The organism is Nostoc sp. S13, assembly GCF_029379315.1.
Classification (GTDB): domain Bacteria; phylum Cyanobacteriota; class Cyanobacteriia; order Cyanobacteriales; family Nostocaceae; genus Nostoc.
Window position 1 is genome coordinate 13320 of the sequence record NZ_JAQYWQ010000069.1, and the last position, 25248, is coordinate 38567.

Below are 25248 nucleotides of genomic sequence, written 5' to 3' on the forward strand. Positions count from 1 at the left end.
ATTGATTGAAATACAGCAATGCCTACGCCTTAGCTTAACCTTGCTCTATAGAGAAAAAAAACTGTCCAAAGACTTAGATCCTCTCTAACCCTTTTTCTAAAGAGGGAATTACATCATGTCCGCTTGATTACCTTTATTTTATGACTCTCAAACGAGAAATCAAGACTTATGTATTTTTATTTTTTCGTATGAAACCACCCTGTTAGCCCCGCACGCAGGGAGGGGCTGGGGGTGGGGTACTATACCTGTGGGCATCATCACTAATTACCCAGACTTGATATTAGAGCAAAGCTTTTGAAAAGCCACAATGTAGACATACGTAGGCTTCAGTGGTTTTTGTAGAGGAAAATTTCAGTTGTCTTCGCTATCGGGTACTTTTGCTAGAAATTTATTGTGAAATTTTAGCACAAGCTCCTTCTTGACCAGAAGGATCGGCAAAAACTGCTAAAGTGTGATATTCAGGGTTATATGTTTTATATATCACTCGAAAAGTATACAACCTATTTCTACCTTGTCCTTCGGTAACAACTGTTAAAAGTGTATTGCTAGTGGGAGGAAGCCCAGGAATATTCAGTTTTTGAATTCGTCTGAGTTGAATTACATTTGCTGAGGAGTTTTTACAATCTCCTGCACCACTATTAGAGTTTTGACCAAACTGCATACATACTGGGCCATCAAAGTCTATAGTTACCTCTGATGGATCGTTTAACCAAACTTTTTTAATTACTTCTCCAGCCGGAATAAAGCTTAAGTTTGTTCCCTGTTGATACCAAACGTCGATCGTAGGTATTGCTCCCCCTAAACCCTGTGCTTGACAGGAAAATATGGAACGCAAAACAGCGTTATTAGCACCAGCGCGGCCTACCAACAAGAACATAGCAACCGAGAAAATTAAGGAAGCTATAGGTAGGAAATAAGGATTACCTGGGGTATTTCCTGACAAGTTAGGATTATTTTTCATGGTTGCAAATGGGAAAATTGGTAGATAGAACAGGAGAATATGGGAAAGATAGAAATAAAACTAATTACCAATTACCATTACTCAATCCAAAAGCTAAAATTGGTATAATTCCTATCTCCTAAAACTAGATTGGTTGATTAACGTATAGTTCAACATTTGTGCCAGCTTTCAAAAACCAAATATTATTTGGTTGTGACATTTGGGCGATCGCCTGTTGATTACGTTGGGCAATTTGGGGTACTACAGAGTTGAAACCACCTTCTGCAACCCCAGCTAAAAGGTTGCGTCTGTTCTCAGTGATAGTAGTATAACCACTAATGTAGGCGTTGCCGTTGGTGCCGTTGGTGTTATTGGTGGCGTTCTCGGGATTGCCGTTAGAGTCGATGTTACCGCCATATAAAGGCAGAACTTTGGTATCAGGGCGATTTACTAACTCTGCCGCTTTACCAAGACCTCCCAAAACGAATAGTCCTGCATCCATTGATGCTATGGACGAACTTTGATTGGGATATTTACTTGCTATTAAAGGTTTACCTTGGGTACCGCGAATCATAATTGCATTGTTGGGTAAGCTTTGTTCGCTAGAGTTGCCATTATTTTGCGAGATAAGTTTAGTTACGTTCATCTGCATAAGACCTTGTTCGTTAATGGAACTAATTTCAGCTATAAATTCGGTGTTTGCAGGTATAACGGTAGTACCATCCTTAGATTTTAGTGCTTCTTGCGATTTGATCACAAATACGTTTTTCCCTTCGCCTGCCTCATCACCACCGCCTGACTTAGTAGTAGTTTCCCCAAATATCGCTGTTGCTAACACAGCTTTAGCACTAGTCCCTATTGCTAAAGATTTTTGTCCGAGGGGTTGCGCTTGGCTCACTGCCGGAGCAGGAGTTTCTGGTTGTGGTGTCTTTTGCTGCGGCTGCGAATTGTTTGCAGGTTCAGGAGCAGCTGCGATGTTATTAGGTTGATCGGTAGCATTTACTTGACCGTAGCTACCTAACTTTGCTAACCTTCTCCACTCTTCAAGTGGGCTGGGTGGAGATGGTGGAGTTATATTAACTACAGTTTGAGGTTGGGTGTTTGGTGTCACAACTGGTAGTTGGGGTGATGGCAAAGGTTGAGAAGCAGGTACTTTAACGATGCGCTCAACTGTTACTGTCGGAGGTACGTAAGCTGTTGGTGGGGGTGTTGGGATCACTCTTTCTGTACCTCTGGAAGATAGTGACGGTTGTGCTTTTAAGACTACTGTCGGCGTTGATTTGGCAGTTCTGAGCTGTTGTTGGGCGGCTTTCACCATCTCTGCTTGTTCAGTCAGGGCTAATTTCGTTTTCAGAGTATCTACTTCGCCTGCTAGTTGTTGAGAGCTAGATTCATCAGTTGGCTGCTCACGCACTTGTGGAGGAACAATATTTTTTGGCTTAGGACTGCTACTCATCAACTGCGACAAAAACACACCACCCACCAAAACGATCGCAAAAGTGGCGGCTCCTACCAAGCCTAACTTTGCAAATGGATTAGATGAGAGGGGTTGCTTAGTCTGAACATCTTGTGGTTGAGAAAGCGACTCTTGTAGCGTTGCAGAGTCTTCTAATCCTTGGGTATCAGGAGAAGAAGATTCTTCTTCAAAGCCGACTAACCTTGACATCCGCGATTCCCAATTAAAAGATTCTACATCTTGTTGGTGATCGTCGGTGGTTAGAGTAAATCCATTTTGAGCAGGTGTTTCTGCCGGAATTGAGTATTTAGTCATGGTAAAGCTTGATTGGGATTTCCAGAACAATTTTTATCTTTGATATCACATACATTATAAATTTCTAGTCTGGCTTCACCAAGGCGGTAAGCTGCGAAGTGCAATGGTAGTGCTGCATTTGGTAGGGTAGTTGCCTGTTCATCTATTGCTCTAACTAATATTTGTTTATTAAAGGAAATTGATTTTCCCAACCGATCATAACCGCTAAAAACTAATTGATTAGCAAACATCTCCACTTTCCACTTTCCATCACCTATTTGTGTAGGTTGAGAGATTTTTTGGATTACTAATACATTCTCTGCTCCTCTATTAACATTTTCAAATTGGCTATCTGGATTTAAATTTGTAAGTTCTGATTTAAGTTTTTGTTTAAAATTATCAGCTACCAGTTGGGAGGTAATTTCCCAGACTTGCGGTGGCGGCTGTTGATCTGACCAGGTAAGCATTAAGCTCATAGTTTCACCCACAAACCGCCGAATAGCCTCTGGCTGGCGCTCTAAATTTGGTTCTGGGTCTACGGTTATAGTGCGACCATCAACAAGTTGCACTATACTTTGAGGTGTGAGTTGACGACCTAACTGCTGTAACATAGACCCGTGAAATAGTAGTAAAAGCAAGGTAAATACATGTAACCCAAATGTTCCGACTGCTAACAGTGGCAATGGGCTATTTTTCCTATTTTCTGGTTTGAGTAATTGCATTAATAGTTATATAAACTGAATTAGTGAATTAGAAATCTATAGGACTACTATTTGATTTTTTAAAAAAGCCTTCAACTTGAAAAGGCTGATTCCCTACTCATCTGATAAAGCTATCAGATGTTTGTCCAGCCCCGCATTGTGTAAATTTATCGTCGTTAAGGCTGTTGTTGCGATCTAACAAACATAAGTTACGAATTTCATAAATTTCTAATCTATCAGCGCGAACACTATAAATTGCTTTTTGCAGGTCTGTGCCATTGTCGCCTTGGGGATTACCAAAATAATCAGCTGTACGTACAAGTAAATCTTTGTTAAAAGGAGTTATGAGTTTTGCACCACCAACTCGGTTTTTTTGAATTAAATCGGCTACCATACCTACTCGCCACTTACCTGGTGCAATTTGTTTTGGCGGATAAACCCGTTTAATAACTAATTGTGATGTCATAATTAGGCTGGGATTTTCAGAGAAAACTTCTGCCGGTGTCATTTCTGCAACTGTGGTTAAGAAACCTTTGCGAAAGTCTTCAGATAAGGCAAAACTAGCTATCCAACTGCTGGTACTAACTTTTTGGCTACTCCCTTGCGGTGTTTGAATAAGAACTCCTAAATCTGGTTTGGGGTTTGCGAGATCTTCGATATTTTGTGGTGGTAAGGTTCCAGACCAGCTAAACATTGATATCATCGTTTTGCTGACGAATTGGCGAATTGCTTCTGGATCTCTTGCTAAATCATCAATATTAGCTACTGGTTTCCCGTCTATTAATTGCACAAAATTAGGAGCTTTTCTCAGACTGAGTTGGCGAATATTTAGCCCTTGTAATAAGAATAAAAATAAAACTAATATATGTAAACTGAAAGTTGCGATCGCAAAAATTGTCAAAACACTTGTCGTCGTTCTTTGTCTTTTTTCCAGTAAACGCACCATTTACTCACCTCTTCTGCAAAAAACTTCAGCTAATAGACCTCTTGCGTAAATCAAAAATAAGAACCCCAAAGAGCCAAAGCTAGGCTTTGTCTCCCCTCCCTGCAAGCGGCGAAGGGTTGGGGGTAGGGTGCTAGGAACTTTTGTAATAGAGTCTTATATTAATTACGATTTGCATATAATTCAGCAGTTACGACACTTATAAAAATTTAATTTTTAATTTTTAATTTTTAATTTCCTATATCCTCTCCCTTACTAAAGAAGCTGTATTACTGATCCCACTGAAGACTGCAAAACCGCCAGCAGCAGCCACAAGTAGTGATAAGATTGGTGCTAAAATTCCCAGAAAAATTATGAACCACATTAAGTCTGGATCAGCAGTAGGATTTTGACCTGGCCCATTTACAATAACTGCGGCAGTCAGCACAGCAATAATATTGAATGAAATCTTGGCGATTCCAATAGATAAAAATCCGGTCAGCCATGCAAAAATTGGTTTACCAGCTACAGGCAGTAAAGACCCACCTACAGCTATTGGCCCTAAAAGTGCTATCAGCAACATAGTAGCTTCTATCAGATTCTGAAAAGCATATTGCAAGGAAACTAAAAAGTTTTTGATGCTTGTTTGGACTGTAGAACCTAATAAAGAATTAAATGATGTTTCTGATACAAAGCCTTTGTCATATCTAATATCATCTACTTTAGTTTGTAGTTTATTTATCCAAATTTGAACTCCGTATGTATTTCTATATTTCTGCAAGAGAATGTTGATTTTCTCGGCAGCGCTGACAAAGCATTGACTTTGTTGAGTGCCAGTTAGCGATTGGCAAGGACGCAGAAAAGAACCAGTTACTTCTTCTGCAATACTCATATTCAGTGCTTGCTGATACATTTTATTCGCATCTGCTGTTACCAATACTTGCTGATTCACAGTGTTTAAAAAACCCCGCAATCCCAGTGTCAGATTAGAAAGGATACTTCCCTTCCCTGAATTACTTAAGAGGATCACCACCACAAAAGGCCAGATTAAAGCTGATATTGGACGACTATATTCGTAGGATATTAAGTCTTTGAGGAATTGTATCATAAAAAATAACAGGGTTCCTACCGCAAAAAAAATACCCAGATTTGTCAGCGCTCCATACAAGTTGTTACTGGTATTATTTTGTAATAAATCCAGCCATTGTTTATTCCAACCTTCGGCAATACTTTGGGAAGTTACTGCGCCATTATTGAGAACGTTATCAATGCCTACTTGACGGCCTACTTGGGCAAAAATTAGTTGAATAGCAAGTTGCATTTTGAGTTGATGGGCTGTTTTTTTAGATTTCGTAGGGTGCGTTAGGAACCTAAGGCACCATCTCGGAAGCTTTCCATGCGTTACGCTGTCGCTAACGCACCCTACCAAACTGTTTTTTAGACTTAGTGTTGGTTTGTAAGAAGTTTAAGGATTTTAAAAATTGATTTTTATATTGATAATTATAGTTTTTTAATCCTAAAATCCTCTTTCCCAACTTTTTCTCTGCCAAACAAATCTAGTTGAGAAGTAGCTCGTAAAAGTCGCGCCGCTTCTGTAGATGTATCTACTCTCCGAGCGCGATTTGCCTCTTCTGCCTGCTGAGAAATATTTGCTAAATTTAAATTAGAATATTGTAAAGACTGATTCGTTTGTATTGTCTGAGCAAATGTTTCACCTATAATTGCTGATTGTGCGCGTTGAATCTTAATAGTTTCAGATTGATTATCACTTAGTAATTCTGCTATATTTGATAAACCAGAAATCTGATCCTTAGCCAAATTAGTTACATTTTGTCCTAATCTGGCAAATTTGCTCATATATAGGTCCTTCTGTGTCCCCGTTGTATCGCTAATTGCGTCAATATCTTTTAATGTATTCTCAGTATTTTCTAACTTTACTTGTGTCCGATTTTGTCCATCTTTACCAAGAATAGCTTCCGCTGCTCCACGGGTAATAAAACGATTGATTTCATTACTAACTCCATTTGCCCGTACTGCTGCATTATTTTCAAAGCGGCTTGCTTTCGATTCTGAACGATAAGATTCGTTGATAATGCTATCACGAACATTTTGTCCCGCATCGACGGGGTTAGGTATCTTCAATTCTGTATTTCCATTGGCACTATCAAGAGCATTTCGACTCTGTGTTTCTAAAGGCTTTAAGTTTTCGCTGAGATTATTTTGAAAGTATTTTCCCATATCTGTGGAATATAATTTAAAATTAGTCCAAACCTCGCCTAACCCCGATCCCAGTTCAACTTGTGCCATTGCTGGTAGGATTGCCAGGGATAGCAATGTAAAAGTAAAAATGGTAGTTTTTCGCATACATTTGTGCCTGAAAAAAGTAGACGATATATAAGTAGCAAGTCAGAAGTTTAGCTTTTTAACTATGATTTATAACTTTTTCAATCACTGTTAACTGCTTACAGAACCCAATTAACTACTACGCAGAGTAGCCACTAACTGACGTGCAAATGCAGAAATTGCTTCATATTTATCGCTATGAAGTTGCATCATTTTACTACGTGCAGTTTGTTCAGCAGGGTTGTTAGCAACTGCTGCCAATTGTTCATAACCTGGATAATAACGACAGAATGTATAAATACCGTTATCATCTAACAGCCATTGACTATAAACGCCTTCTTTGCGGGGAAAGAAACTTTCTGAAGCATTACGAGAAATAATGTTGCGGGGATATTTTAAGATATCTGCAAAACTATCGACTGCAACCGGCTGAATGCGTCCAATCAATCGTGTTGTCAAGTTTTGCAAAATCTTAGATGCAGCTTTAGATTTGGCAATTGTATCAGGATCTTGTCCTGATAAGATAACTCTGATCCCGGCTTTAGCGCCGTTTGCACAAACTCTGCCAACTAAGTCAGAAATTTGCTCGAATTCAAATAGAATTGGTGCTTCGTCAATGAAGAATATAGAAGCTGGACTACCTAATGCGCGTCGTAATGCTGCTGAATAGGCACTCAGAGATAGTACGGCTGCATCTTCACTATCTGATAAGTTTCTGAGAGCAAAAACTAAAAGTTGGGCATCAGTAGGAAAGCTAGATGGTGCAGAAATGGCTTGTCCTACCCGACTAGAAAGCCAAAACCGCAAGCGCAGCTGAATTTGACTAAGGGCGTCTTCTACTCTGCCAGTTAAAGTACTTAGCTGCAAGTGTTCTGATGAACAGAAAAACAGAAAATCTTTTAAGGTAGGGGTTTTCTGCCAAGCCTGAGTGCCAAATCCTCCCGCCATCGCCTGTCGATATCGCTCTTTTATGCCCTCATCAGCAAAGAAGGCTTCTAATGCTAAGTTGAGGAGCGATCGCACGGTTTGCGATAAAATTTGACTTTCAGTGGATGATCCTAAAACCATTGTCATCAAAGCTGATTCTAGGAAGGCGGTATAATCATTAAAGCGATCGCGCTGTTGTTCTGGTTCTAGCGATCGTAAGTCTGGCTGTTCAAATAAGTTATTCGATTGTTTGGAGATATCAAAGTACGCTCCATTAGCCCCCATGAACTCTGTATAGTCAGTGAAAGTAGATGTACCATCAGGTTTAGGGAAATCTAACGCCACAACCGGAATACCATGCGCCAAAGCCTGAGTTAAAATCCCTGATACCAACACCGATTTACCAGCACGAGTTGTCGCAAACAAAGCTAAATTTTTGTGTTGATTAAACAAATCTAAATGTACGGGTGTTCCGCCTTCTTCGGCAATCAACTCAAAGCCTTGTCTATCACCCTGTTTAGTTAAAACTAAAGGCATTAATCCCGGAACTTCACTGGTTAAATATAGCTGGCGACGATTGAAAGGTGTCGCTAACAAACCTTCCCAAACTATTGGTAGAGTTTGCAGCCAAATTTTCCAGGCGTACTCAGTTTCCCTAATTAATTTTGCTGGACGTTGAAAACAGTTTTCAATATATCTTGTTGCCTCATCTAATTTATCGACAGTTGGACGATGTACCAAAATAACAATACTCGTATAAATCGGGACTGCACCTTCAAATAATTGTTCTTGTGCTGCTACCGATTTCTTCAGCTTTAATTGAGCGTTGACATCAATAGTTTTACTTTTTTCTTGAGCCATGATTGTTGTCATGTTTGACTGCTTCAAGACTCGTTGCAAAGTAGTTTTCACCAATGCCGGATTTGCCGCAGTCAACTCACAAAAAATCTCTGTATCTACTACTGTTTCTCTGGCCAACAGTTCCCATAAATATCGCAGTTGAGTAGATTTATTTGGCCAACCTCCGGGTTTTTCCAGAAATGACAGTGCGCCAATATAACGATTGTTAACATTAACCCAACGGCGATCGGCACAAGGTACGCTAGACTCCATCAGCAAAGTGGTGCCGTGGATATTGTCTAGAAGCAATTTAGTACTAGCTAAATCTGAATTAACTTCCTCGTGTAGTCCTTGTTCATCTAAAGTCATCAACTGGGGAATCATTATTGGCTGCGTATCATTAAACCTTTTCCAGATGCCCTCCCAGAGTTCATCAGCTTTCAAAGGCTTGACATCCAATCCCATTTGGTTAGATAAAATTTGTTCCCAGCGTAGAAAACCCTGCTTGTAAGCATTTGTTACTAGCGTTTCAATGCGTTGGTGTTCTACTTCTGAGAGATCCCCCTTGAATTTTAACCACCATGATTCAGCTCTAACTAAAAGTTTTTCTATCCAATCATCTGCATGTCTGGAGTTGGATTCAATGGTGTAAGTGACATAAATCCGCAAAAATTTCGGCTTACGAATACCAGAAAGAGTCAATTCTTTGACTCTGGCTCTTTCTGCCATCAACAAATATTTGATATCTCGTGATGGCGCATTTCTGATTAGCGATACTAATTCTTTTTGGCGCTCTTTATCTGAACTAAAAGATCCCAAATGCAGTGTCATCCTTTCACCGCTAGGAATGTCTTTCAATCCGGCTTCAATGTTATTAAAGAGTGTATCGATTTGTTCGGCTCTTAAAGTGGTATGAATTCCCTTACAGTCAAAACCAAAAACAAAACAAAACCGATCTCTTTGAGTGCCTTTTGTCAAAAGGTAAGCGCCAATATCACGTCCATTCATTGCGACACGTAGCATTGTCGCCAAGTGTAAGGCATCTTCAAATGGTGTTAATCTACCTTCATTTCCGGCGACGCTGACGCTTTGTTTTCCGATTTTTTGCTTCATGGTTAACTTCGAGTAAGCTTTGATAACGAGCAAAGCCTCTTGTCCAAGCGGGAACGCCAATAAATTTACTTAAAAAGCTCCAACTCCTACCACCAGTTAAGATCCACCAAGTTCCAATTCCCCAACCTGTCATTAGTATTGTCCACAACCACTTTTGAAATTCTTCTTGGAATATCCCACCAAAAATTCCATTGATAATAAAGTAGGATGCTAAGGCAATTACTGTCCAAGGAAGAATTTGATCGGCAGGGATTGGCCCTAGTGAGGGTTGGCTTCCTAGAACCTGATTGACTGGACGAAAATCTTGTTCCCGCTCTTGAGACATTTGAAATATGAAATATCTGAATTATTTACTGCCCTTGTGGGCCAATTACAAAGCGTGTGAGTACATCAGCAATGGTAACAGCAACAACGACTAATAGGGGAGTTCTGGCAATACTTTGCCAATCCTCATCTTTACGCACTGCGTTAATCACACCAACTAGAGAAATTGCAATATAGAGTAAGTAAATCGCCCGCAACACATTAAATATCAAACTTATTGCTGTCTCACTACCACCACCAGCTGTTGCTGCACCACCTAAGTTTCTTTTGAAAAACTTTTCAGCTTCCCCAAAAAACTGTGCTTGTGCGGGGGCTGCAAAACAGTCTAACCAATATAAACTCAGAATGATCGCTGTTGCTAAAATTTGTAATAATATTAGCGATCGCTTTGGTAAATTCACCTGCTCCCCAATTTGCTGGGTGATGACTACAATTAAACTACCAACTAGTAAACAAAAGAGCAGGATAGGACTTTTTAGGCTAATAACGCTTACAAGTACAGCACAAGCAATCAAAAAAGGTACAGATTCAACCAGAATAATCAGGCCGGATTTCAGTCCCAGTCTTAACTTATGAGATATTTTGACTGCACTACCAGTTAAAGCTTTGAAAAAGTTTCTCTCGTGAGAACTTTGTCTAGACATTTGCTAATTTTCCTATGGTGTACTATGAGTATTGGTTGTCTAAAATTTTACAGCTATTTACAATTTAACATGATTGAACATTCATTTTTAATGAAATTATGAAGTTTGCAGTAAAGTCTTACATTCTATATAAACTTTTCTCAAGCTAAGTTAATAAAATATTAAATTCAGTTTAAAAGGATAAGTATGCGTGGCATGAGAAACTAGGTTTCGAGCTTTAAACCAGAACTGTTATAGTCCTCCTAAACTTTTTCTATCCCAGCGCTTTTGCCTCAATTAGAGGTTGGAGAATCCGCTAGAAACGCCGGACAATACTTGGGAGCATAGTTACAAAGTTCTATAGAAAACATTTTAAATGTTATCCTTACCTTCCATACTACAAATTACTACATATATATATTCCTACAACATTGAGCAAGTTTGCAACGCAGTGGCTACACTATCCCATCAGCAAAGGACTTTGGGAATACTTTCGGAGATTATATTAGCACTACAATTCACATACGCGTTAATCAGTCTACCGTCTATAGCATGAAATATACCATGCTTTCTCGTTTTGCCTAAATATTCTGAATATTTAAAAATTAGTTAATTGTCAAAAAAAATACCATACTTTACGCGTTGACAGAAAACACTAAATACGCACTATAGCTTTCTCGTATTATAGCTAGATTTTTCAGCTATTTTTTTGCGATACCTGTCTTGAAAAGTGACCCAACTGTGGACGCTCGATACTCGCTAACAGATGCCTGCGGCGGGCTGCGCCAACGACAAAACCGCTGCTCTACGCCAGAAGATTCCGACGCAAGGCGACAGGAATGCACTGGCTGGACTTTTCGCTGGGTTGGGCTACGCCTACGCAACTAATAAAATACTGAAACAACCTGTTTTCGTTGATACACACACTGATTAATTTGTAAACTGCCTAATACCAATTTAATATACTTATTAAAATCTCTAAAAAAGTTTAATAAACAAAGTTTCGTATTATAAGGCATAAGCGAAAGTTTTAGATTTTTCTCTGGAGAGATTAATAAAGAAGTGCTACAAAAACTACTTTTAAAACACCTTTATATTCCAGAAATATATTTAAGTTTTTTAATCATTTCATAATGTAATCATGACTTGAGCTTTACCTTAACCTTATACTGTTGATTTCGTTAGCAACTTTTAACAGCTATTAGCTATAGCAGTCCGAAAAGATTTGTGAAATTTTGACTTTCTTTATTTTGCACCTTAGCGGTAGCTTGTGTGAAGCTGCTACGCGTCTAAATTAAAGAAAGTGATTTTCATAATTCAGATAAGATTGTTATCTCAAATAAGTAAGTAGGTAATGTTAAACATGGCTTTTTAAAACGGAATAAGAGAGTGAAAATGGTAATTGAGACATGATTCATAGTACCTAGTAATTACTCCCTTAACCTAAAGCTACTGAATGTTTATTTATCCAAACTTACTTGAGAAATGTAGAGCTTTTAAGTAGCAAATAATCATGTAAGTAATAGGGTGGACTAGCAATAGCTTGATGCACTTTAAAGCTTTGCCTTTGCTTTGCTCTATATGCTTCATATTTTTGTGCAAACTATCGATTTATTAATAACCTTTTTAATGCCAATTTATTGTGCTTATAGAAGGTTGTTTATAATCGCCAGTTTGACACTTGATTTTGATTTGATAGGGTGTTGAACCGGAAATTAATTTGAAGGAGCTTGATATGGCTTTTTATCGCGATCGTCAATTAACCAATTTGGCAAGTTCAGTTTCTGTATTTGCTATCACAATTGGTTTAGTAGTAGGTCAATCTGCTACTCTTATATCTCTAGCTGCGCCCTCTGTAGCTAATGGTGCAGGTGCAACTACTGTAAATGCTTTATTTACAGCTCTAAAATCGAAGTTGCAATTGACATATGATGCAGTTGGTAGTGGTGCAGGGTTAAAAGCTTTTTTCGCTCAAACCCCAACAGCTGGTATTCCTAAACCAATCACTTTTGCAGATAGTGACGACCCCGTAGCAGGAACAGAAAAAGTTACTGGCGGTCGTGGTTACGTCCAAGTGCCTCTGGTAGGTGTCGGAATCACATTAGCTTTTAACACTAAGGGTCTTACTGTACCAGCAGCTGGACTTAAACTTTCACGAGCTAGTTACTGTGGTATTTTGAACGGTAGCATCACAAATTGGAGCAATAAGAGCATTAGTGCAGATAACGGTGGCCAAATAGCACTCAATGTACCCATCAAAGTTGTACGTCGTGCTGACTCAAGTGGTAGCACTTTTATTTTAAGCAGTCATCTTAATGCTGCATGTAAGCCTGCTGCAACTACAGGTATTCCAGCAGCTAATGTATGGAATAGAGGAGTGGGTACAACTGTTAATTGGCCAAGCACTTTCATTGCTGCTACTGGTGGTGGAGGTGTAATCACTGCGATCGCAAATAATCCAGGTGGAATTGGTTATGTGGATAATGCTACCCTTTTAGCTTATGATAAGGCAAATAAGCCACAGCTACCTTCTGCACTCTTACTTAACAAGGCAGGTAAGTATATTGCTGTCTCACCAGCTTCAATTACAGCAGCTATTAAAGATGGGAAGGTTGTAAAATACGGTACTAACCTGACTAGAATTGATGACTTGACCGATCCCAAGAGTGCAAGTTCTTATCCGATTTCCGGAGCAACTTATTTCTTGTATTACTCAGACTTAGACTTTAAAGGGTTCATTACAGCTGCAAAAGCTTTAGCTCCATCTCTTGGATATGGTTCTGTTCCGTAGGTTTAGAAATTGACCTAGCAGCCTATTAGACATCTCCAGAAATTAAATATGGGTTATCTAGAACCCTTGTAGAGACGCGAAATTTCGCGTCTCTACATTTTTTTTCGGAGATGTCTATTGAAGAATTTAGCTGTTAATTTTGTTGGCAAACTTTAACAGTTATTAGCTATATTTGCTCTACATTCTGAAGAATTTTGTGCAAACCTTTGTTTAATAAATACCTTTTTTATGCAAGTTTACTGTGCTTATAAAAGGTTATTTATAATCGCTAGTTTGACACTTGATTTGGATTTGATAGTGTATTGAACCGGAAATTAATTTGAAGGAGCTTGATATGGCTTTTTATCGCGATCGTCGATTGAACCATTTGGTAAGTTCAATTTCTGTATTTGCCATCACAATTGGTTTAGTAGTAGGTCAATCCGCTACTCAGAAATCTCTAGCTCAAATTTCCACCTCCCCTGCTCCATCTGGAGTAACCTCCATAAATGGTGCAGGTGCAGGCTCTGTGAATACTTTGTTTGTGGGTACAGGAACTACGCCTCCTTATGCTCCACAAGGCTCATGGTTTAACACTTACGGTGTTGGAAATCCTACAACCCTCAATCCTCCAGGTCCAGTCAATCCGCTCGTAACATTCAGATATGCTTCGATTAATAGTAGTGCAGGGTTGGCAGCTTTTTTAACTCAAACCCCACCACCCGCCACTGGTGCTACGATTAATGCCCCAGTCTCTTTTGCAGCTAGTGACGATCCCTTAACCGGAACAGAAAAAGTTAGTGGCGGTCCCAACGCTGGTGTCCCTGTGCAAGTGCCTGTTATCACTGTCGGAATCGCGTTAGCTTACAACCCCACTGGTCTAAATGTACCAGCAGGTGGAATTAAGCTTTCACGAGCTACTTACCTTGGTATTCTTAACGGCACCATCACAAATTGGAATGATGCCAAAATTAAAGCAGATAATGGCGGCGCAACAATTGCAGGAAATAAGCCCATCGTTGTAGTACATCGTAGTGACAATAGTGGTGCCACTTTTACTTTAAGCAGTCATCTCAAAGCGGCATTTGGTGCTGCATGGACCAGAGGAGTTGGTCAAAGAAGTATTGCTCAAGGCCAACCCAATCCAGTACCAGCTGATACAGTTGTTTGGCCAGCCAGTTTCAAATCTATCGCAACAGGTGGAGCTTTAGCTGACTATATTAAAGCTACTCCTGGTGCGATTGGTTACGTGGATAGTGCTACACGATTAGCTAAGAGTCTAAATGCTGCTGTCTTACAGAACAAGGCAGGTACTTACAATCCCATCTCACCAACTTCAATTGGAAATGCTTTTGTTGGTGCGACTGACCAAGATGCAAGTCCTCAGCGCATTAAACTCGTAGTCACTGATCCAACAGCTGCAAATGCTTATCCCATTGTTAACGCATCTTACCTGGTATTTTATGACAAATACGCAAACGTTAAGGTAGCAAATGGGATTAAAGGATTCATCGGCTGGGCTTTAGGAACCACCGCCGCGGACAATATAGCTACAGCTCGTGGCTATGCTCCTCTTCCCCCTGCGATTAAAACTCTGTCTCAAGGTGTTGTCAATACTTACGTGAATGATACCTTGAATCCATAATTGCGTGAATACCGTTTTTGGTCTTAACCACTCTTGCCTTCTTTAGATTTATAAATATCTTGGCAAGAATATGAAAATCATGCCCCAGGATTATATTTACAATCCTGGGGATTTATTTCGGCTATTATTTATGTCAATAACTCGTAAAGATGCTCTTAATTTTTAGGAAATATAAGGCAATAAATAGGCATAAATTAATTATGGAAGAAAGATACCATAAGGAGTTACGGTTGTTTTTGGGTTATAATCATGGTCTTCAGCCTTAATCAAAGCTCTGTTTCTGCCTCCCCTATCAAATCTAATTTAATAAAAGCTTGAAGTGAACAAAATATGTGAGTCTTGATTACGTAAGTATCTCTAACCATAAACCGACAAATTCCACATACTTGTTTTATGGCTCGATAAAAGTTTTTAATCGCCCAATAAGTATCATATATTGTGAGAAATTCGCTTCTGCTTATTTCTTCGATTTTTTCTTCATTTGGAAGATATAAAATATAAACTGACGACCACAATGAACACATATGTGCCCACAGTTTACTCCCTTTTTCCCTTCTTGCGAATATGAGTTGATGCACACTTTGGGCACTACATAGCGATGTCTACGACGAGCTACGGCTACGCTCTAATTCATACTTCAATTATGCAACGCCACTATTTTGTTATTTGATCAATGCGTAAGTCCTATATTAAATGAAAGGTGTTTATTTTATCTGTAAAAAGAATAAAGTTTGCCATAAAAATCACCTTTCAAACACCTCTAAATTACCAAAATACATATATTTAAACTTTTTAATTATTTTATAATCTAATTATAATCTAGGCTTAACCTTATTTTAACCTTACCATTATACTCTTGATTTCATTAGACTTATCCGGAAATGAGAACTTTATTTGGCTGAAACCTAGCTCTGGAGAGGGTTTTAGAGGTTCCTGTTTTATATAAGCTAAAAAGCCAGCTATGTAAGGGTTTCAGCTATTTTGAGGTTTATTTGTGGATAAGTCTATTGGCAAAATTTAACTAGCTATTAACCATAGCAGTCCTAAAAAATTTGTAAAATTCTAACTTTCTTTACTTCGCACTTAGCGGTAGTTTGTAGCAAACTGCTGTATATCTACATTAAAGAAAGTAATTTTTATAGTTCAGATGAACTTGCCATGCCAAAGAAGTAAGTAGGTAAAGTTAAACATGGCTTTTTGAAAAGGAATGAGAGACTAAAAATGGTAATTTAAGCATGGTTCATAATACCTATTAACCATTTCCTTTTACTAAAGTCATTGAACATTTATTTATACAAACTTAGATTGAATGTAGAGTTTTTAACCAGCAAGTAATTATGTTTAAGGGTAAATTAGCAATAGTTTAATACCCTCTACACATTTAATGCTTTGCGTTTAAGTTGCTCTACATTCTAAATATTCTTGTGCAAACTTTTGTTTAATAAATAGCTTTTTATGCAAGTTTACTGTGCTTATAAAAGGTTATTTTTAATCGCTAGTTTGACACTTGATTTAGATTTGATAGGGTATTGAACCGGAAATTAATTTCAAGGAGCTTGATATGGCTTTTGATCGCGATCGTCAATTGACCTGTTTGGTAAGTTCAATTTCTGTACTTGCCATAGCAACTAGTTTAGTAGTAGGTCAATCTGCTACTCAGAAATCTCTAGCTCAAATCTCCACCACTCCTGCCCCAGCTGGAGTAACCTCCATAAATGGTGCAGGTGGAGGCAGTATAAATACTTTGTTTGTGGGTACAGGAACTATCTCTCCTTATGCCCCACAAGGCTCATGGTTTAACACTTACGGTGTTGGAAATCCTACAACCCTCAATCCTCCAAGTCCAATCAATCCGCTCGTAACATTCAGATATGCTGCAATTAACAGTAGTGTAGGGGTAACAGCTTTTTTCACTCAAACCCCACCACCACCACCCACGACTGGGGCAACTATCAATCCCCCAGTCTCTTTTGCAGATACTGACGACCCCATAACAGGAACAGAAAAACTTAGTGCAGGTCCCAATGCTGGTATCCCCATCCAAGTGCCTGTGATCACCTACGGAGTTGCGTTAGCTTACAACCCCACAGGTCTAAATGTACCAGCAGGTGGAATTAAACTTTCACGAGCTACTTACCTTGGTATTCTTAACGGCACCATCACAAATTGGAATGATGCCAAAATTAAAGCAGATAATAGCGGCGCAACAATTGCAGGAAATAAACCCATCGTTGTAGTACGTCGTAGTGACAATAGTGCTAACACTTTTACTTTAAGCAGTAATCTCAAGGCGGCATTTGGTGCTACATGGAACAGAGGAGTTGGTGAAATAAGTATTGCTCAAGCTGGTGGTATACCTAATCCACTACCAGCCAATACAGTTGTTTGGCCAGCCAATTTCCAATTTGCTTCAGGAAGTAAAGGTGTAGCGACCAAGATCGAAACTACTGCTGGTGCAATTGGTTATGTGGATAATTCTACGCGGTTAGCTAATGGTCTGCAAGCTGCTGTCTTACAGAACAAGGCAGGTACTTACAATCCCATCTCACCAACTTCAATTGGAAATGCTTTTGTTGGTGCGACTGACCAAGATGCAAGTCCTCAGCGCATTAAACTCGTAGTCACTGATCCAACAGCTGCAAATGCTTATCCCATTGTTAACGCATCTTACCTGGTATTTTATGACAAATACGCAAACGTTAAGGTAGCAAATGGGATTAAAGGATTCATCGGCTGGGCTTTAGGAACCACCGCCGCGGACAATATAGCTACAGCTCGTGGCTATGCTCCTCTTCCCCCTGCGATTAAAACTCTGTCTCAAGGTGTTGTCAATACTTACGTGAATGATACCTTGAATCTATAATTGCGTGAATACCGTTTTTGGTCTTAACCGCTCTTGCCTCCTTTAGATTTATAAATATCTTGGCAAGGATATGAAGATCATGCCCCAGGATTATATTTACAATCCTGGGGATTTTTTTCGGCTATTTTTTATGTCAATAACTCGTAAAAATGCTTTTAATATTTATAAAATATAAGGCAATAAATGGGTATAAATAAATATCAGGGAGTTTATGATTGCGATCGCTTTTAGGCATTCCCAGATTGTACGAGATGAAGCGATCGTCAGATTTGGGGATTGCTTCCCTTGTAATCACACTTTATTTGATGTTTAATTCTAACCGGATACTTCTTGACACTACTATCTGCTTCATGAAAATAGTTGTCTGAAAAGTATAATAATAGTAACTTATTTGAATAGTCACAACAAGTTTTTTTTGGGTTAGAATGAATTTATTATGTTTAAATATAGGGCTTTTTTTAAGCTAATAATTGAGATTTTGTGCCATTTTCAATAACCGTAGGATGGGCAGTACTTATAAGCTAAAAATAAGGGTTTGAGCAAATGCTAAACAGTGCCCACCCTACTTTATGAGATGATGCGATCGCAATCAGTATTTCTCCTCTCTCTATAATTACACTGGGTAAAAATTAGAACTACTTAATAAGTATAAGATTTAGTTATCTAAAAGTCACAATTGAATACAACCCCACTGTTCTTGGTGACGGAATATCTATCGGTCGGAATAGTTGAAAAAAGTTCAACCGTCAACTATGTTATAGTCAGGTAGTTGAGAAATATTTTCGGTCATGTAACTGACTATATAGACGCCTCTCCGAATCTAAATCTCTACACTATTTGATTCTAGAGGTGTTTTATGTCACTTGATATTCTTAATCTACACAATGAGGCCCAATGAGGTTGAACATAATCACCTAGAACAGGTCTTCTCAGAGTATGGATTAAGTCTCAAAGTTAATAGAGCTAAAAGCTTTAGAAATAAGACTCTTGAGCATTTCAAAACTTGAGATTTTTAGTGAGTAGAACTGTATTGCAATACCTCGCGTAAAACTGATACATCTCACTGTCAAAAAATGTGCTATTAAGGATGGACAGTAAAGTGTGTCACAAAGCCAGACAACATACGGATAGTACTTTAACTTATGCCAACGGATATAATTACCCGTCCTGAATCCCTTACAGAAGATTGTTTTTTTACTTACGCACTTGGGACTGATTTGCATGATACTAATTCGACAGCCAAATATTTACGCCGAATCAGGAAAGAAGATAAACCATATATTGACATAGCAGTTTCTCCCAGACCGGGGTATCGCTTTGAGGTTTGCCTTATTCCTGTTGAAGGGTTCGCTCAAGAAACAATATTGACAAAAGATGGGTTTGCCAAAGCGTTAGCGATTATTTGTGCTGTATCTAATAAAGCTAGGAAGCGTTTCCCTTCAGGAAATGGACAAGAGATTGTTCGGTGTCAATTTAGCAACTTAGCTGATGCAGTCGCTGTAGCAAACAGACTGTCTGCATTACCCTCTAATATGTATGAACCTCTCGCCAAGCTACCAAATGCCTTGTGAGATCGCGTCCTCTTGAAGATTTATTATTAGGACTGACGCGAAGGCATTTTAATGGTAAGTAGACGGACAAGAGAATAAAAAACTTAATGGTTTATATTTCATCTGTTGATAAAAGGCTTGTTATACAAGGCTTTTAACCTTAATCTACAATTTTGATGTTTTTGTACGCTAACCTGTAATTCAAAGTGAGTTTTTTTTATGCCTATAAGTCCTTTGCGTGAAGAACCTCGTAACCAGCGAGCGCCTGTAATTCGTACAAGTAATGAGTTTATTCTTTTGGAATGGCTAAAGTCAACTGGTCGTCTAATCGAGCGTGAACATCAAGAATCTGAGTATCTAAATGAAGTAGAAGAAATTTCAGAAATGATCGACCTTGACGATATCCCTTATGATCATGACGATGATGATGCTGAGATGGATATAGAAGCCTAGTAACGGAAGGCGGAAGTCAAAAGTCATTTGTACTGAGCGTAGCCGTAAAGCCTGCGGCATAGCTACGCTTAGGGCGCAGCCTCTCGTAGAGAAGTAAAAGTCAAAAGTATTATGGACTTTTACAAAGAAAGGCTAAGATTCCTGACTTTTCAAAGAAGTCGGGAATCTTACTTTAAAATCCGAGTGTGTTTAATTCTGGGACTTGAGTAATAGATAAAATAATTGTCCATTGCTGACTGTAATACCAGCGCGATCGCCTGCTAATTTCCCTGTCCCTAAAAAATAATCTACCCTACCTGCACCTTTAATTGCACCGCCGGTATCTTGGTCAAGAACATAGCGACTAACGATGCGCTCCTCCATTTTTCCGGTAGGATTAACAAAGGGAATAGAAGCGCGAATCAACGCTAAAGCACCAGGAGGCATGAGGGATTTATCTGTAGCAATAGAACGCTCTGCTGTTAGTGGTACGTTGATAAAACCTTGGGCTGGCTGACCGTGATTTTCTTGAAAAAAAACAAAGCTGCGATCGCGCGGAATATAAATATTTAATTCTTGGGGATGCTTTTGGAAATAGCCGAGAATAATTGGCATGGTCATACCTTGTAGCGGTAATTTGCCATCATTCGCTAATTCTCGGCCAATGCTTTTGTAGTTATAAGCGTTATTACCAGCATAGCCGATTGTTGTTTGAGTACCATCGGCAAGCTGAAGTCTCGCTGAACCTTCAATTTGAGCTAAATATGGTTCGAGGCGATCGCGAAACCAAAATAACTCTAATCCTTGCAATTTACCTTTTGCGCCTTGTAAACCATCTGCTCCTTCTAATTCTAGACGTGTAGGATGAGGTTTAGGCCAGGAGTTTAAATCAGCAGGTAATCGATAAACAGGATAACGATATTCTGTTGTGGGGACGCGACTGGCTGCGTAAAGCGGTTCATAATAGGCGGTGAATAAAACGGAACCTTTGCTGTTTTGACCGACTGATTGGTAAAGAACAAATTCGCGCAGGATAGCTTGATGTAATTCTATTGCAGAATTAGTTTTTAATAGAAGTTCGCGGAATCTTTTCAAGCTTTTGAACACGCGATCGCGCGTAATCCCAGCCACCGGATAGTTTTGATAAGCAGCCGCAGCATTAGCTGTTTGCAGATATTGGAGACTGTGAGCGATCGCACTTATCAGTGCCTTTTTATCTGGGATTTGTCCATAAAGAACTTCATCCAAACAAGAGGTATCACCTTGACAACAAGTAACTGGTAGTCTCTGGATTAATGGTGCTTTTTGTTTTTGTGTAAGTGCATCTTGATTTTCAGCAGTCAAGGAAACTGGTATATCCCACTTTTGCACGCGACATTCTGGCGGACTAAGTTCCCGATACGCCAAAGATTGCATCCGCACCAGCAAAATTGATAAAACCACAGGTAAGCTGATAGCGAGAATTTTGTTAAACTTTCCTAACCCAGCAAGTGTCTTTTTCATCAAAATTAAAATTTTTTGAGATTATCCCACCTCGCTCAAATTCAAAAATCAAAAATAATTTAATTGTTTGACAACACAAAAATTATTCCCCAATGCCCCATGCCCAATGCCCAATGCCCAATGCCCAATGCCCCATGCCCAATGCCCCATCCCCCATGCCCCATGCCCTATTCATTCATATTACGGTAAGTCGCAACTGCTGATGGTGAGATCCGGTTCAAAAATCGGAATATCCAGTATTTAAAAATGGTATCTAAAATCACTGGAAATGTCGCAATAAATAAGAAGATAAAATCTCTATTTGCTGGTAATCCCCAATGATGTGATACACCTTCTAGAAGTACTTCCCAGCCATGAGGAGAGTGGAATCCTACAAATATATCAGTAAACAAAATGATGATAAATGCCTTGGCACTATCACTAAGTCCATAGACAATATTATCAATGAAATCCTTTAGCACAGCAATAGAAGACTTGCTGACTAACAAAAGCCAGATAAAAGCACCCACCGAAAAAAGGTCTGCAAAAATATTTTTGATCGCACTAGAGCTTTCGTGACGAAATTCATCAGCAAGCTCTATAGCCTTATTACCCATTTCTTTTTCAATCTGCTCAGACGATAGTGGAGGGGCTTTTATAATGAGATTTTGAAACTTCAGCTTTTCTTCAAATCTTTCTAATTCTACAAGGGCTTCCTCTTCCATTTCTGAATTGAGGAATATCTGCATTTGCTCAGTGTTTCTAAACCGCTCAATAATTGGGCCGACTACGAAAGCTTTTGCTATCTGATGCGTCAAAAGTGGTACAATAATTAGTAGTAAAATAAACCTAATAGATATTATTGTTCTTCTTTGAGTCTGACGAAAACTCTGAATTACCTCTTGTTCAGAATTAGGGTCTAATTCAACTTGCAGACGAGTGATAGTACTTAAAAGAGAGCGGGGCAAAATGCCCATTGTATCGGTTTTACGCTTTATTTGTGGTTTTTTATCCAAGTTTTGAGTTAGTATTTTCGGTGGTAACGTTGGAGTATTGACGAGCAGCGACTTGTCGTCATATATCACAGAGTTAACAGGTAGATTTGGAGGTTGGACTACTAAAGCTTTAGAAGTTATTTGATCAGAAATTATTGTGTATTTAGATATGACTTGATCAATAAAGTTTAGCTTTTCCAAAACCAAAGAAGGACTTAGATACTCTATACCTGCTTTCTGAGCAGCTTTTTGATTTTCTTCATTTAGAAACCAACGGCTGGCTCTAAACTCCGTCAGTCGCATCTTGACAGTTTTTAATAGCTTATTGAGGTCTGACTCAAAATAATCCATCACGCTCTTACTGTATATGGCTAATTCAATGTCTATTTTATTACCCTTGAAATGTTTATCTTCTATTTCCTGAATCTTTAAGGCTGCATCGTAAGCTTGATCTAAAGAACGTTCAGGAGTCTGTAAGTACCATCGATAAGCAGCAAGTAAGAAAGAATAGATTTTTTCGCTAAAAACAGAGTTTTTCATTGCACACAATCATCCAGCATTATTTGGTGATTATTAACCTTAAGTTAACGCACGAGGTATACTAGCAAATCTACAAGGAGAAAGTTTGTGGTTTCTCATTCGGTTTGGATTGTTGGCACTAGTCGCAGTGGTAAGACGGCTCGCTTGGTAGAGCAATTTTGTAATTGGGTACAACCTGAAAATAAATATACTGAATCATTTTATACTAAAAAGCCGGGACGTAGAAAAGCCACTCGCATACCCGAATTTTTATATCTTAAACAAACAGAGCCAGGAGTTTTAGTCTTAGCTGCCAATGATGATAATCGTCGAGAACTGGGAGATATAATTGTTACATCTACATTAGGAAAATATCCGGTTCGTGCCAAGACGCCGCTAGGTTTTTTCCAGGATGAAGTTATTTTATTTTGGCCGTTGCTAATTGACTCGTTGAACCTGAAGGCACAGTTTCCGGTACGATTGCGGCCAGAAACGGAACAAGAGTTAGCAACAAAACTCTGGCGTCCCCAATTAGACGAAGAAATTTTACGTATTGCGGGAGTGAATGAATCTCGCTTGGTGCGTCGCATTCTAGACTTATTGCAATTAGCAGCTTACAGTGGTATACCTTGCGAAGATATTACCCAGATTTTGGCCAGAGGTCTGGGAGAAAATACTACAACTTTAGAGCCGGAATTTTTGGGATCTTTGCTCCTAGATTGGCGTAACTGGTGTTTAGAGAGGGGGTTGCTAACTTATGGGATTATTACTGAACTTTATAGTCAGCATTTGTTAAGCGATCGCAATTATCAACAGCATCTAGCTAAACGCTATCAAAGAGTACTGGCGGATGATGTTGATGATTATCCTAGCGTAGCGCGTCTTTTGTTTGAGTTGCTATTAGATCAAGGCGCAGTCGGGGCATTTAGCTACAATCTTGATGGTGCAGTACGATTAGGATTGGGAGCAGACCCCAACTACCTCGAAGGGTTAGCAGAGCGTTGTCGGGTAGAAATCTTAACCGGGCCGCCTCCTGAGTCCCTTGGTGGGCAACTCACTAAACAGATGGTGGAATTAGTCACAGAACCGATGGTACTGTTGAGCTTACCTGAGATTGTGCATTCAATTCAAACCACCTCCCGCGCCCAACTATTGCGACAAACAGCAGAGGTAATTACTAATGCCATCCAATCACGGCAAGTGCAACCAGAACAAGTGGCGATTATTGCACCAGGTTTAGATGCGATCGCTCGTTATACTCTAGTAGAAATCCTCGTCAAACAAAACATCCAAGTAGAATCGCTTAATGACCAACGTCCCCTAATTAGTTCACCGATCATTCGCGCATTGCTCACCATGCTGGCACTAGTTTATCCCGGCTTGGGACGCTTAGTAGATCGGGATGCGGTGGCAGAAATGCTGGTTGTATTGAGCAGGAAACAACAACCACCAGACGCGATCAATCGCGTCTCTACAGAGGCGATTAGTCGCGTCTCTAATACAGACGTGATTAATCGCGTCTCTACTGATATTGATCCGGTACGTGCTGGTTTAATTGCAGATTACTGCTTTTTACCCCATCCCGATCGCCCCAACTTGCTACCAGTATCAGCCTTTGAGCGCTGGGATAGAATCGGCTATGCAGCGACCACAGCTTATAATGAGATATTAGAGTGGTTAGAACAGCAGCGATCGCAACAAGAATTGCGTTTAATTCCCAGTCCCATTTCCCTCTTAGACAGAGCAATTCAGCGCTTTTTGTGGAATGGTAGCAATCTACCCTATGAACAACTAGCAGCACTGCGGGAATTATTAGAAACCGCCCAACACTACTGGGAAATTGACACCAGATTACGACAAATTGCCCCAGTTGAGACAACGCCTCACACAACTGTTATTGAATTCATTCAACTACTGCGCCGTGGGACAATTACCGCCAACGCTTACCCTGTGCGCCCCATTGGTGGAGTCAGAAAAGCTGTCACATTAGCAACTATATTTCAATATCGATCTAGTAGGCGATCGCACCGTTGGCATTTTTGGCTGGATGCTGGTTCACCTCTATGGGCGAAAGGTGGGGCGGCGACTTTGTTCGGTGCGCCGTTTTTCCTGCGAGACAGGTTAGGCGAACCTTGGACAGCAGAAGACGAGAAATTGGCAGAAGAACAAAGACTGAAAAGGATTTTGGCAGATTTACTGTCTCGTGTATCCGAGAGAGTTTATTTGTGTCACAGCGATTTAGCCGTAAATGGACAAGAGCAACTAGGGCCGCTGTTACCCTTGGTGAATGCGTGTGTGACGGTTATTTCTGAGGCGAATGAGAAGTTCAGATCCCCGGCATCTTAAAGAAGTTGGGGATTTGTTGAAGAAGAATTCAGAAGTCAGAATTCAGGAGTCAGAATCAAGACGCTCTCTACGAGACGCTAAAAGCGAACGCGGACTCGCTTTGCGTGGCGCTATCAGTCGGGGATTCAGACCCGCGACTACGAAAGTTGACCACCAAATTTTC

General features: G+C 39.6%; 19 protein-coding genes. 8 read left to right on the forward strand and 11 right to left on the reverse strand.

The genetic code is table 11. The features are described from left to right. Positions 1 to 388 precede the first annotated feature (388 nt). The 9 genes from PUQ00_RS20170 to PUQ00_RS20210 form a co-directional block, all read right to left on the reverse strand. The gene (locus PUQ00_RS20170) at positions 389 to 961 is read right to left on the reverse strand and encodes a hypothetical protein (protein ID WP_300419956.1); all 573 of its coding nucleotides are present in this window, start codon (positions 959 to 961) and stop codon (positions 389 to 391) included. Between the two features lie 124 nt (positions 962 to 1085). Beyond that, positions 1086 to 2711: a TrbI/VirB10 family protein gene (locus PUQ00_RS20175; protein WP_300419958.1), complete on the reverse strand. Its 1626-nt coding sequence runs from the start codon at positions 2709 to 2711 to the stop codon at positions 1086 to 1088. After that, positions 2708 to 3412 carry a hypothetical protein gene (locus PUQ00_RS20180; RefSeq protein ID WP_300419960.1) on the reverse strand — a complete coding sequence of 235 codons (705 nt, stop codon included), beginning with the start codon at positions 3410 to 3412 and terminating at the stop codon, positions 2708 to 2710. The genes PUQ00_RS20175 and PUQ00_RS20180 overlap by 4 nt, the downstream gene beginning before the upstream one ends. A 97-nt stretch (positions 3413 to 3509) precedes the next feature. Beyond that, positions 3510 to 4337, reverse strand: coding sequence for a hypothetical protein (locus PUQ00_RS20185; protein ID WP_300419962.1), 828 nt, complete (start codon positions 4335 to 4337; stop codon positions 3510 to 3512). 235 nt (positions 4338 to 4572) lie between these two features. After that, positions 4573 to 5634, reverse strand: a complete 1062-nt coding sequence (locus tag PUQ00_RS20190; RefSeq protein ID WP_300419963.1) for a hypothetical protein — start codon at positions 5632 to 5634, stop codon at positions 4573 to 4575. Between the two features lie 179 nt (positions 5635 to 5813). Then, positions 5814 to 6620, reverse strand: coding sequence for a hypothetical protein (locus PUQ00_RS20195; protein ID WP_335030169.1), 807 nt, complete (start codon positions 6618 to 6620; stop codon positions 5814 to 5816). 168 nt (positions 6621 to 6788) lie between these two features. After that, on the reverse strand, positions 6789 to 9536 hold the full coding sequence (locus tag PUQ00_RS20200; RefSeq protein WP_300419967.1) for a hypothetical protein: 2748 nt from the start codon (positions 9534 to 9536) through the stop codon (positions 6789 to 6791). Further along, positions 9490 to 9861 carry a hypothetical protein gene (locus PUQ00_RS20205; protein ID WP_300419969.1) on the reverse strand — a complete coding sequence of 124 codons (372 nt, stop codon included), beginning with the start codon at positions 9859 to 9861 and terminating at the stop codon, positions 9490 to 9492. Before PUQ00_RS20205 ends, PUQ00_RS20200 begins: the two co-directional genes overlap by 47 nt. A gap of 25 nt (positions 9862 to 9886) precedes the next feature. Further along, a complete protein-coding gene (locus PUQ00_RS20210) occupies positions 9887 to 10504 on the reverse strand; it encodes a hypothetical protein (protein ID WP_300419972.1) in 618 nt (205 codons plus the stop codon). 702 nt (positions 10505 to 11206) lie between these two features. Here PUQ00_RS20210 and PUQ00_RS20215 point away from each other — a divergent pair. From PUQ00_RS20215 to PUQ00_RS20240, 6 genes are all read left to right on the forward strand, one after another. Continuing rightward, complete coding sequence (locus PUQ00_RS20215; protein ID WP_300419975.1) at positions 11207 to 11371, forward strand: hypothetical protein; 165 nt, start codon at positions 11207 to 11209, stop codon at positions 11369 to 11371. A gap of 847 nt (positions 11372 to 12218) precedes the next feature. Then, positions 12219 to 13274, forward strand: a complete 1056-nt coding sequence (locus PUQ00_RS20220; RefSeq protein ID WP_300419976.1) for a substrate-binding domain-containing protein — start codon at positions 12219 to 12221, stop codon at positions 13272 to 13274. A 334-nt stretch (positions 13275 to 13608) separates the two neighbouring features. After that, a complete protein-coding gene (locus tag PUQ00_RS20225; protein WP_300419978.1) occupies positions 13609 to 14898 on the forward strand; it encodes a substrate-binding domain-containing protein in 1290 nt (429 codons plus the stop codon). A gap of 1561 nt (positions 14899 to 16459) precedes the next feature. Further along, on the forward strand, positions 16460 to 17761 hold the full coding sequence (locus PUQ00_RS20230) for a substrate-binding domain-containing protein (protein WP_300419980.1): 1302 nt from the start codon (positions 16460 to 16462) through the stop codon (positions 17759 to 17761). A 1142-nt stretch (positions 17762 to 18903) separates the two neighbouring features. Next, positions 18904 to 19332 (forward strand): hypothetical protein, encoded by a 429-nt coding sequence (locus tag PUQ00_RS20235; RefSeq protein ID WP_300419982.1) that lies wholly within the window; start codon positions 18904 to 18906, stop codon positions 19330 to 19332. Positions 19333 to 19530: 198 nt separating this feature from the next. Continuing rightward, on the forward strand, positions 19531 to 19764 hold the full coding sequence (locus PUQ00_RS20240) for a DUF3134 domain-containing protein (RefSeq protein ID WP_300419985.1): 234 nt from the start codon (positions 19531 to 19533) through the stop codon (positions 19762 to 19764). 189 nt (positions 19765 to 19953) lie between these two features. Here the strand turns inward: PUQ00_RS20240 and PUQ00_RS20245 are convergent, their stop codons facing one another. Beyond that, positions 19954 to 21246: an MltA domain-containing protein gene (locus tag PUQ00_RS20245; protein WP_300419986.1), complete on the reverse strand. Its 1293-nt coding sequence runs from the start codon at positions 21244 to 21246 to the stop codon at positions 19954 to 19956. Positions 21247 to 21309: 63 nt separating this feature from the next. On the opposite strand from PUQ00_RS20245, the gene PUQ00_RS20250 reads away from it, so the two are divergent. Beyond that, complete coding sequence (locus PUQ00_RS20250; protein WP_300419989.1) at positions 21310 to 21435, forward strand: hypothetical protein; 126 nt, start codon at positions 21310 to 21312, stop codon at positions 21433 to 21435. Here the strand turns inward: PUQ00_RS20250 and PUQ00_RS20255 are convergent. Further along, positions 21414 to 22769 carry a proton extrusion protein PcxA gene (locus PUQ00_RS20255; protein WP_300419991.1) on the reverse strand — a complete coding sequence of 452 codons (1356 nt, stop codon included), beginning with the start codon at positions 22767 to 22769 and terminating at the stop codon, positions 21414 to 21416. The genes PUQ00_RS20250 and PUQ00_RS20255 overlap by 22 nt on opposite strands. A 78-nt stretch (positions 22770 to 22847) precedes the next feature. Between PUQ00_RS20255 and PUQ00_RS20260 the strand changes: the two genes are divergently transcribed. Continuing rightward, complete coding sequence (locus PUQ00_RS20260) at positions 22848 to 25085, forward strand: recombinase family protein (protein WP_300419994.1); 2238 nt, start codon at positions 22848 to 22850, stop codon at positions 25083 to 25085. Positions 25086 to 25248: the final 163 nt, after the last annotated feature.

Coding starts and splice junctions, on each gene's coding strand:
- PUQ00_RS20170 (WP_300419956.1), bottom strand. CDS start 961: ATGAAAAATAATCCTAACTTGTCAGGAAATACCCCAGGTAATCCTTAT.
- PUQ00_RS20175 (WP_300419958.1), bottom strand. CDS start 2,711: ATGACTAAATACTCAATTCCGGCAGAAACACCTGCTCAAAATGGATTT.
- PUQ00_RS20180 (WP_300419960.1), bottom strand. CDS start 3,412: ATGCAATTACTCAAACCAGAAAATAGGAAAAATAGCCCATTGCCACTG.
- PUQ00_RS20185 (WP_300419962.1), bottom strand. CDS start 4,337: ATGGTGCGTTTACTGGAAAAAAGACAAAGAACGACGACAAGTGTTTTG.
- PUQ00_RS20190 (WP_300419963.1), bottom strand. CDS start 5,634: ATGCAACTTGCTATTCAACTAATTTTTGCCCAAGTAGGCCGTCAAGTA.
- PUQ00_RS20195 (WP_335030169.1), bottom strand. CDS start 6,620: ATGGCACAAGTTGAACTGGGATCGGGGTTAGGCGAGGTTTGGACTAAT.
- PUQ00_RS20200 (WP_300419967.1), bottom strand. CDS start 9,536: ATGAAGCAAAAAATCGGAAAACAAAGCGTCAGCGTCGCCGGAAATGAA.
- PUQ00_RS20205 (WP_300419969.1), bottom strand. CDS start 9,861: ATGTCTCAAGAGCGGGAACAAGATTTTCGTCCAGTCAATCAGGTTCTA.
- PUQ00_RS20210 (WP_300419972.1), bottom strand. CDS start 10,504: ATGTCTAGACAAAGTTCTCACGAGAGAAACTTTTTCAAAGCTTTAACT.
- PUQ00_RS20220 (WP_300419976.1), top strand. CDS start 12,219: ATGGCTTTTTATCGCGATCGTCAATTAACCAATTTGGCAAGTTCAGTT.
- PUQ00_RS20225 (WP_300419978.1), top strand. CDS start 13,609: ATGGCTTTTTATCGCGATCGTCGATTGAACCATTTGGTAAGTTCAATT.
- PUQ00_RS20230 (WP_300419980.1), top strand. CDS start 16,460: ATGGCTTTTGATCGCGATCGTCAATTGACCTGTTTGGTAAGTTCAATT.
- PUQ00_RS20235 (WP_300419982.1), top strand. CDS start 18,904: ATGCCAACGGATATAATTACCCGTCCTGAATCCCTTACAGAAGATTGT.
- PUQ00_RS20240 (WP_300419985.1), top strand. CDS start 19,531: ATGCCTATAAGTCCTTTGCGTGAAGAACCTCGTAACCAGCGAGCGCCT.
- PUQ00_RS20245 (WP_300419986.1), bottom strand. CDS start 21,246: ATGAAAAAGACACTTGCTGGGTTAGGAAAGTTTAACAAAATTCTCGCT.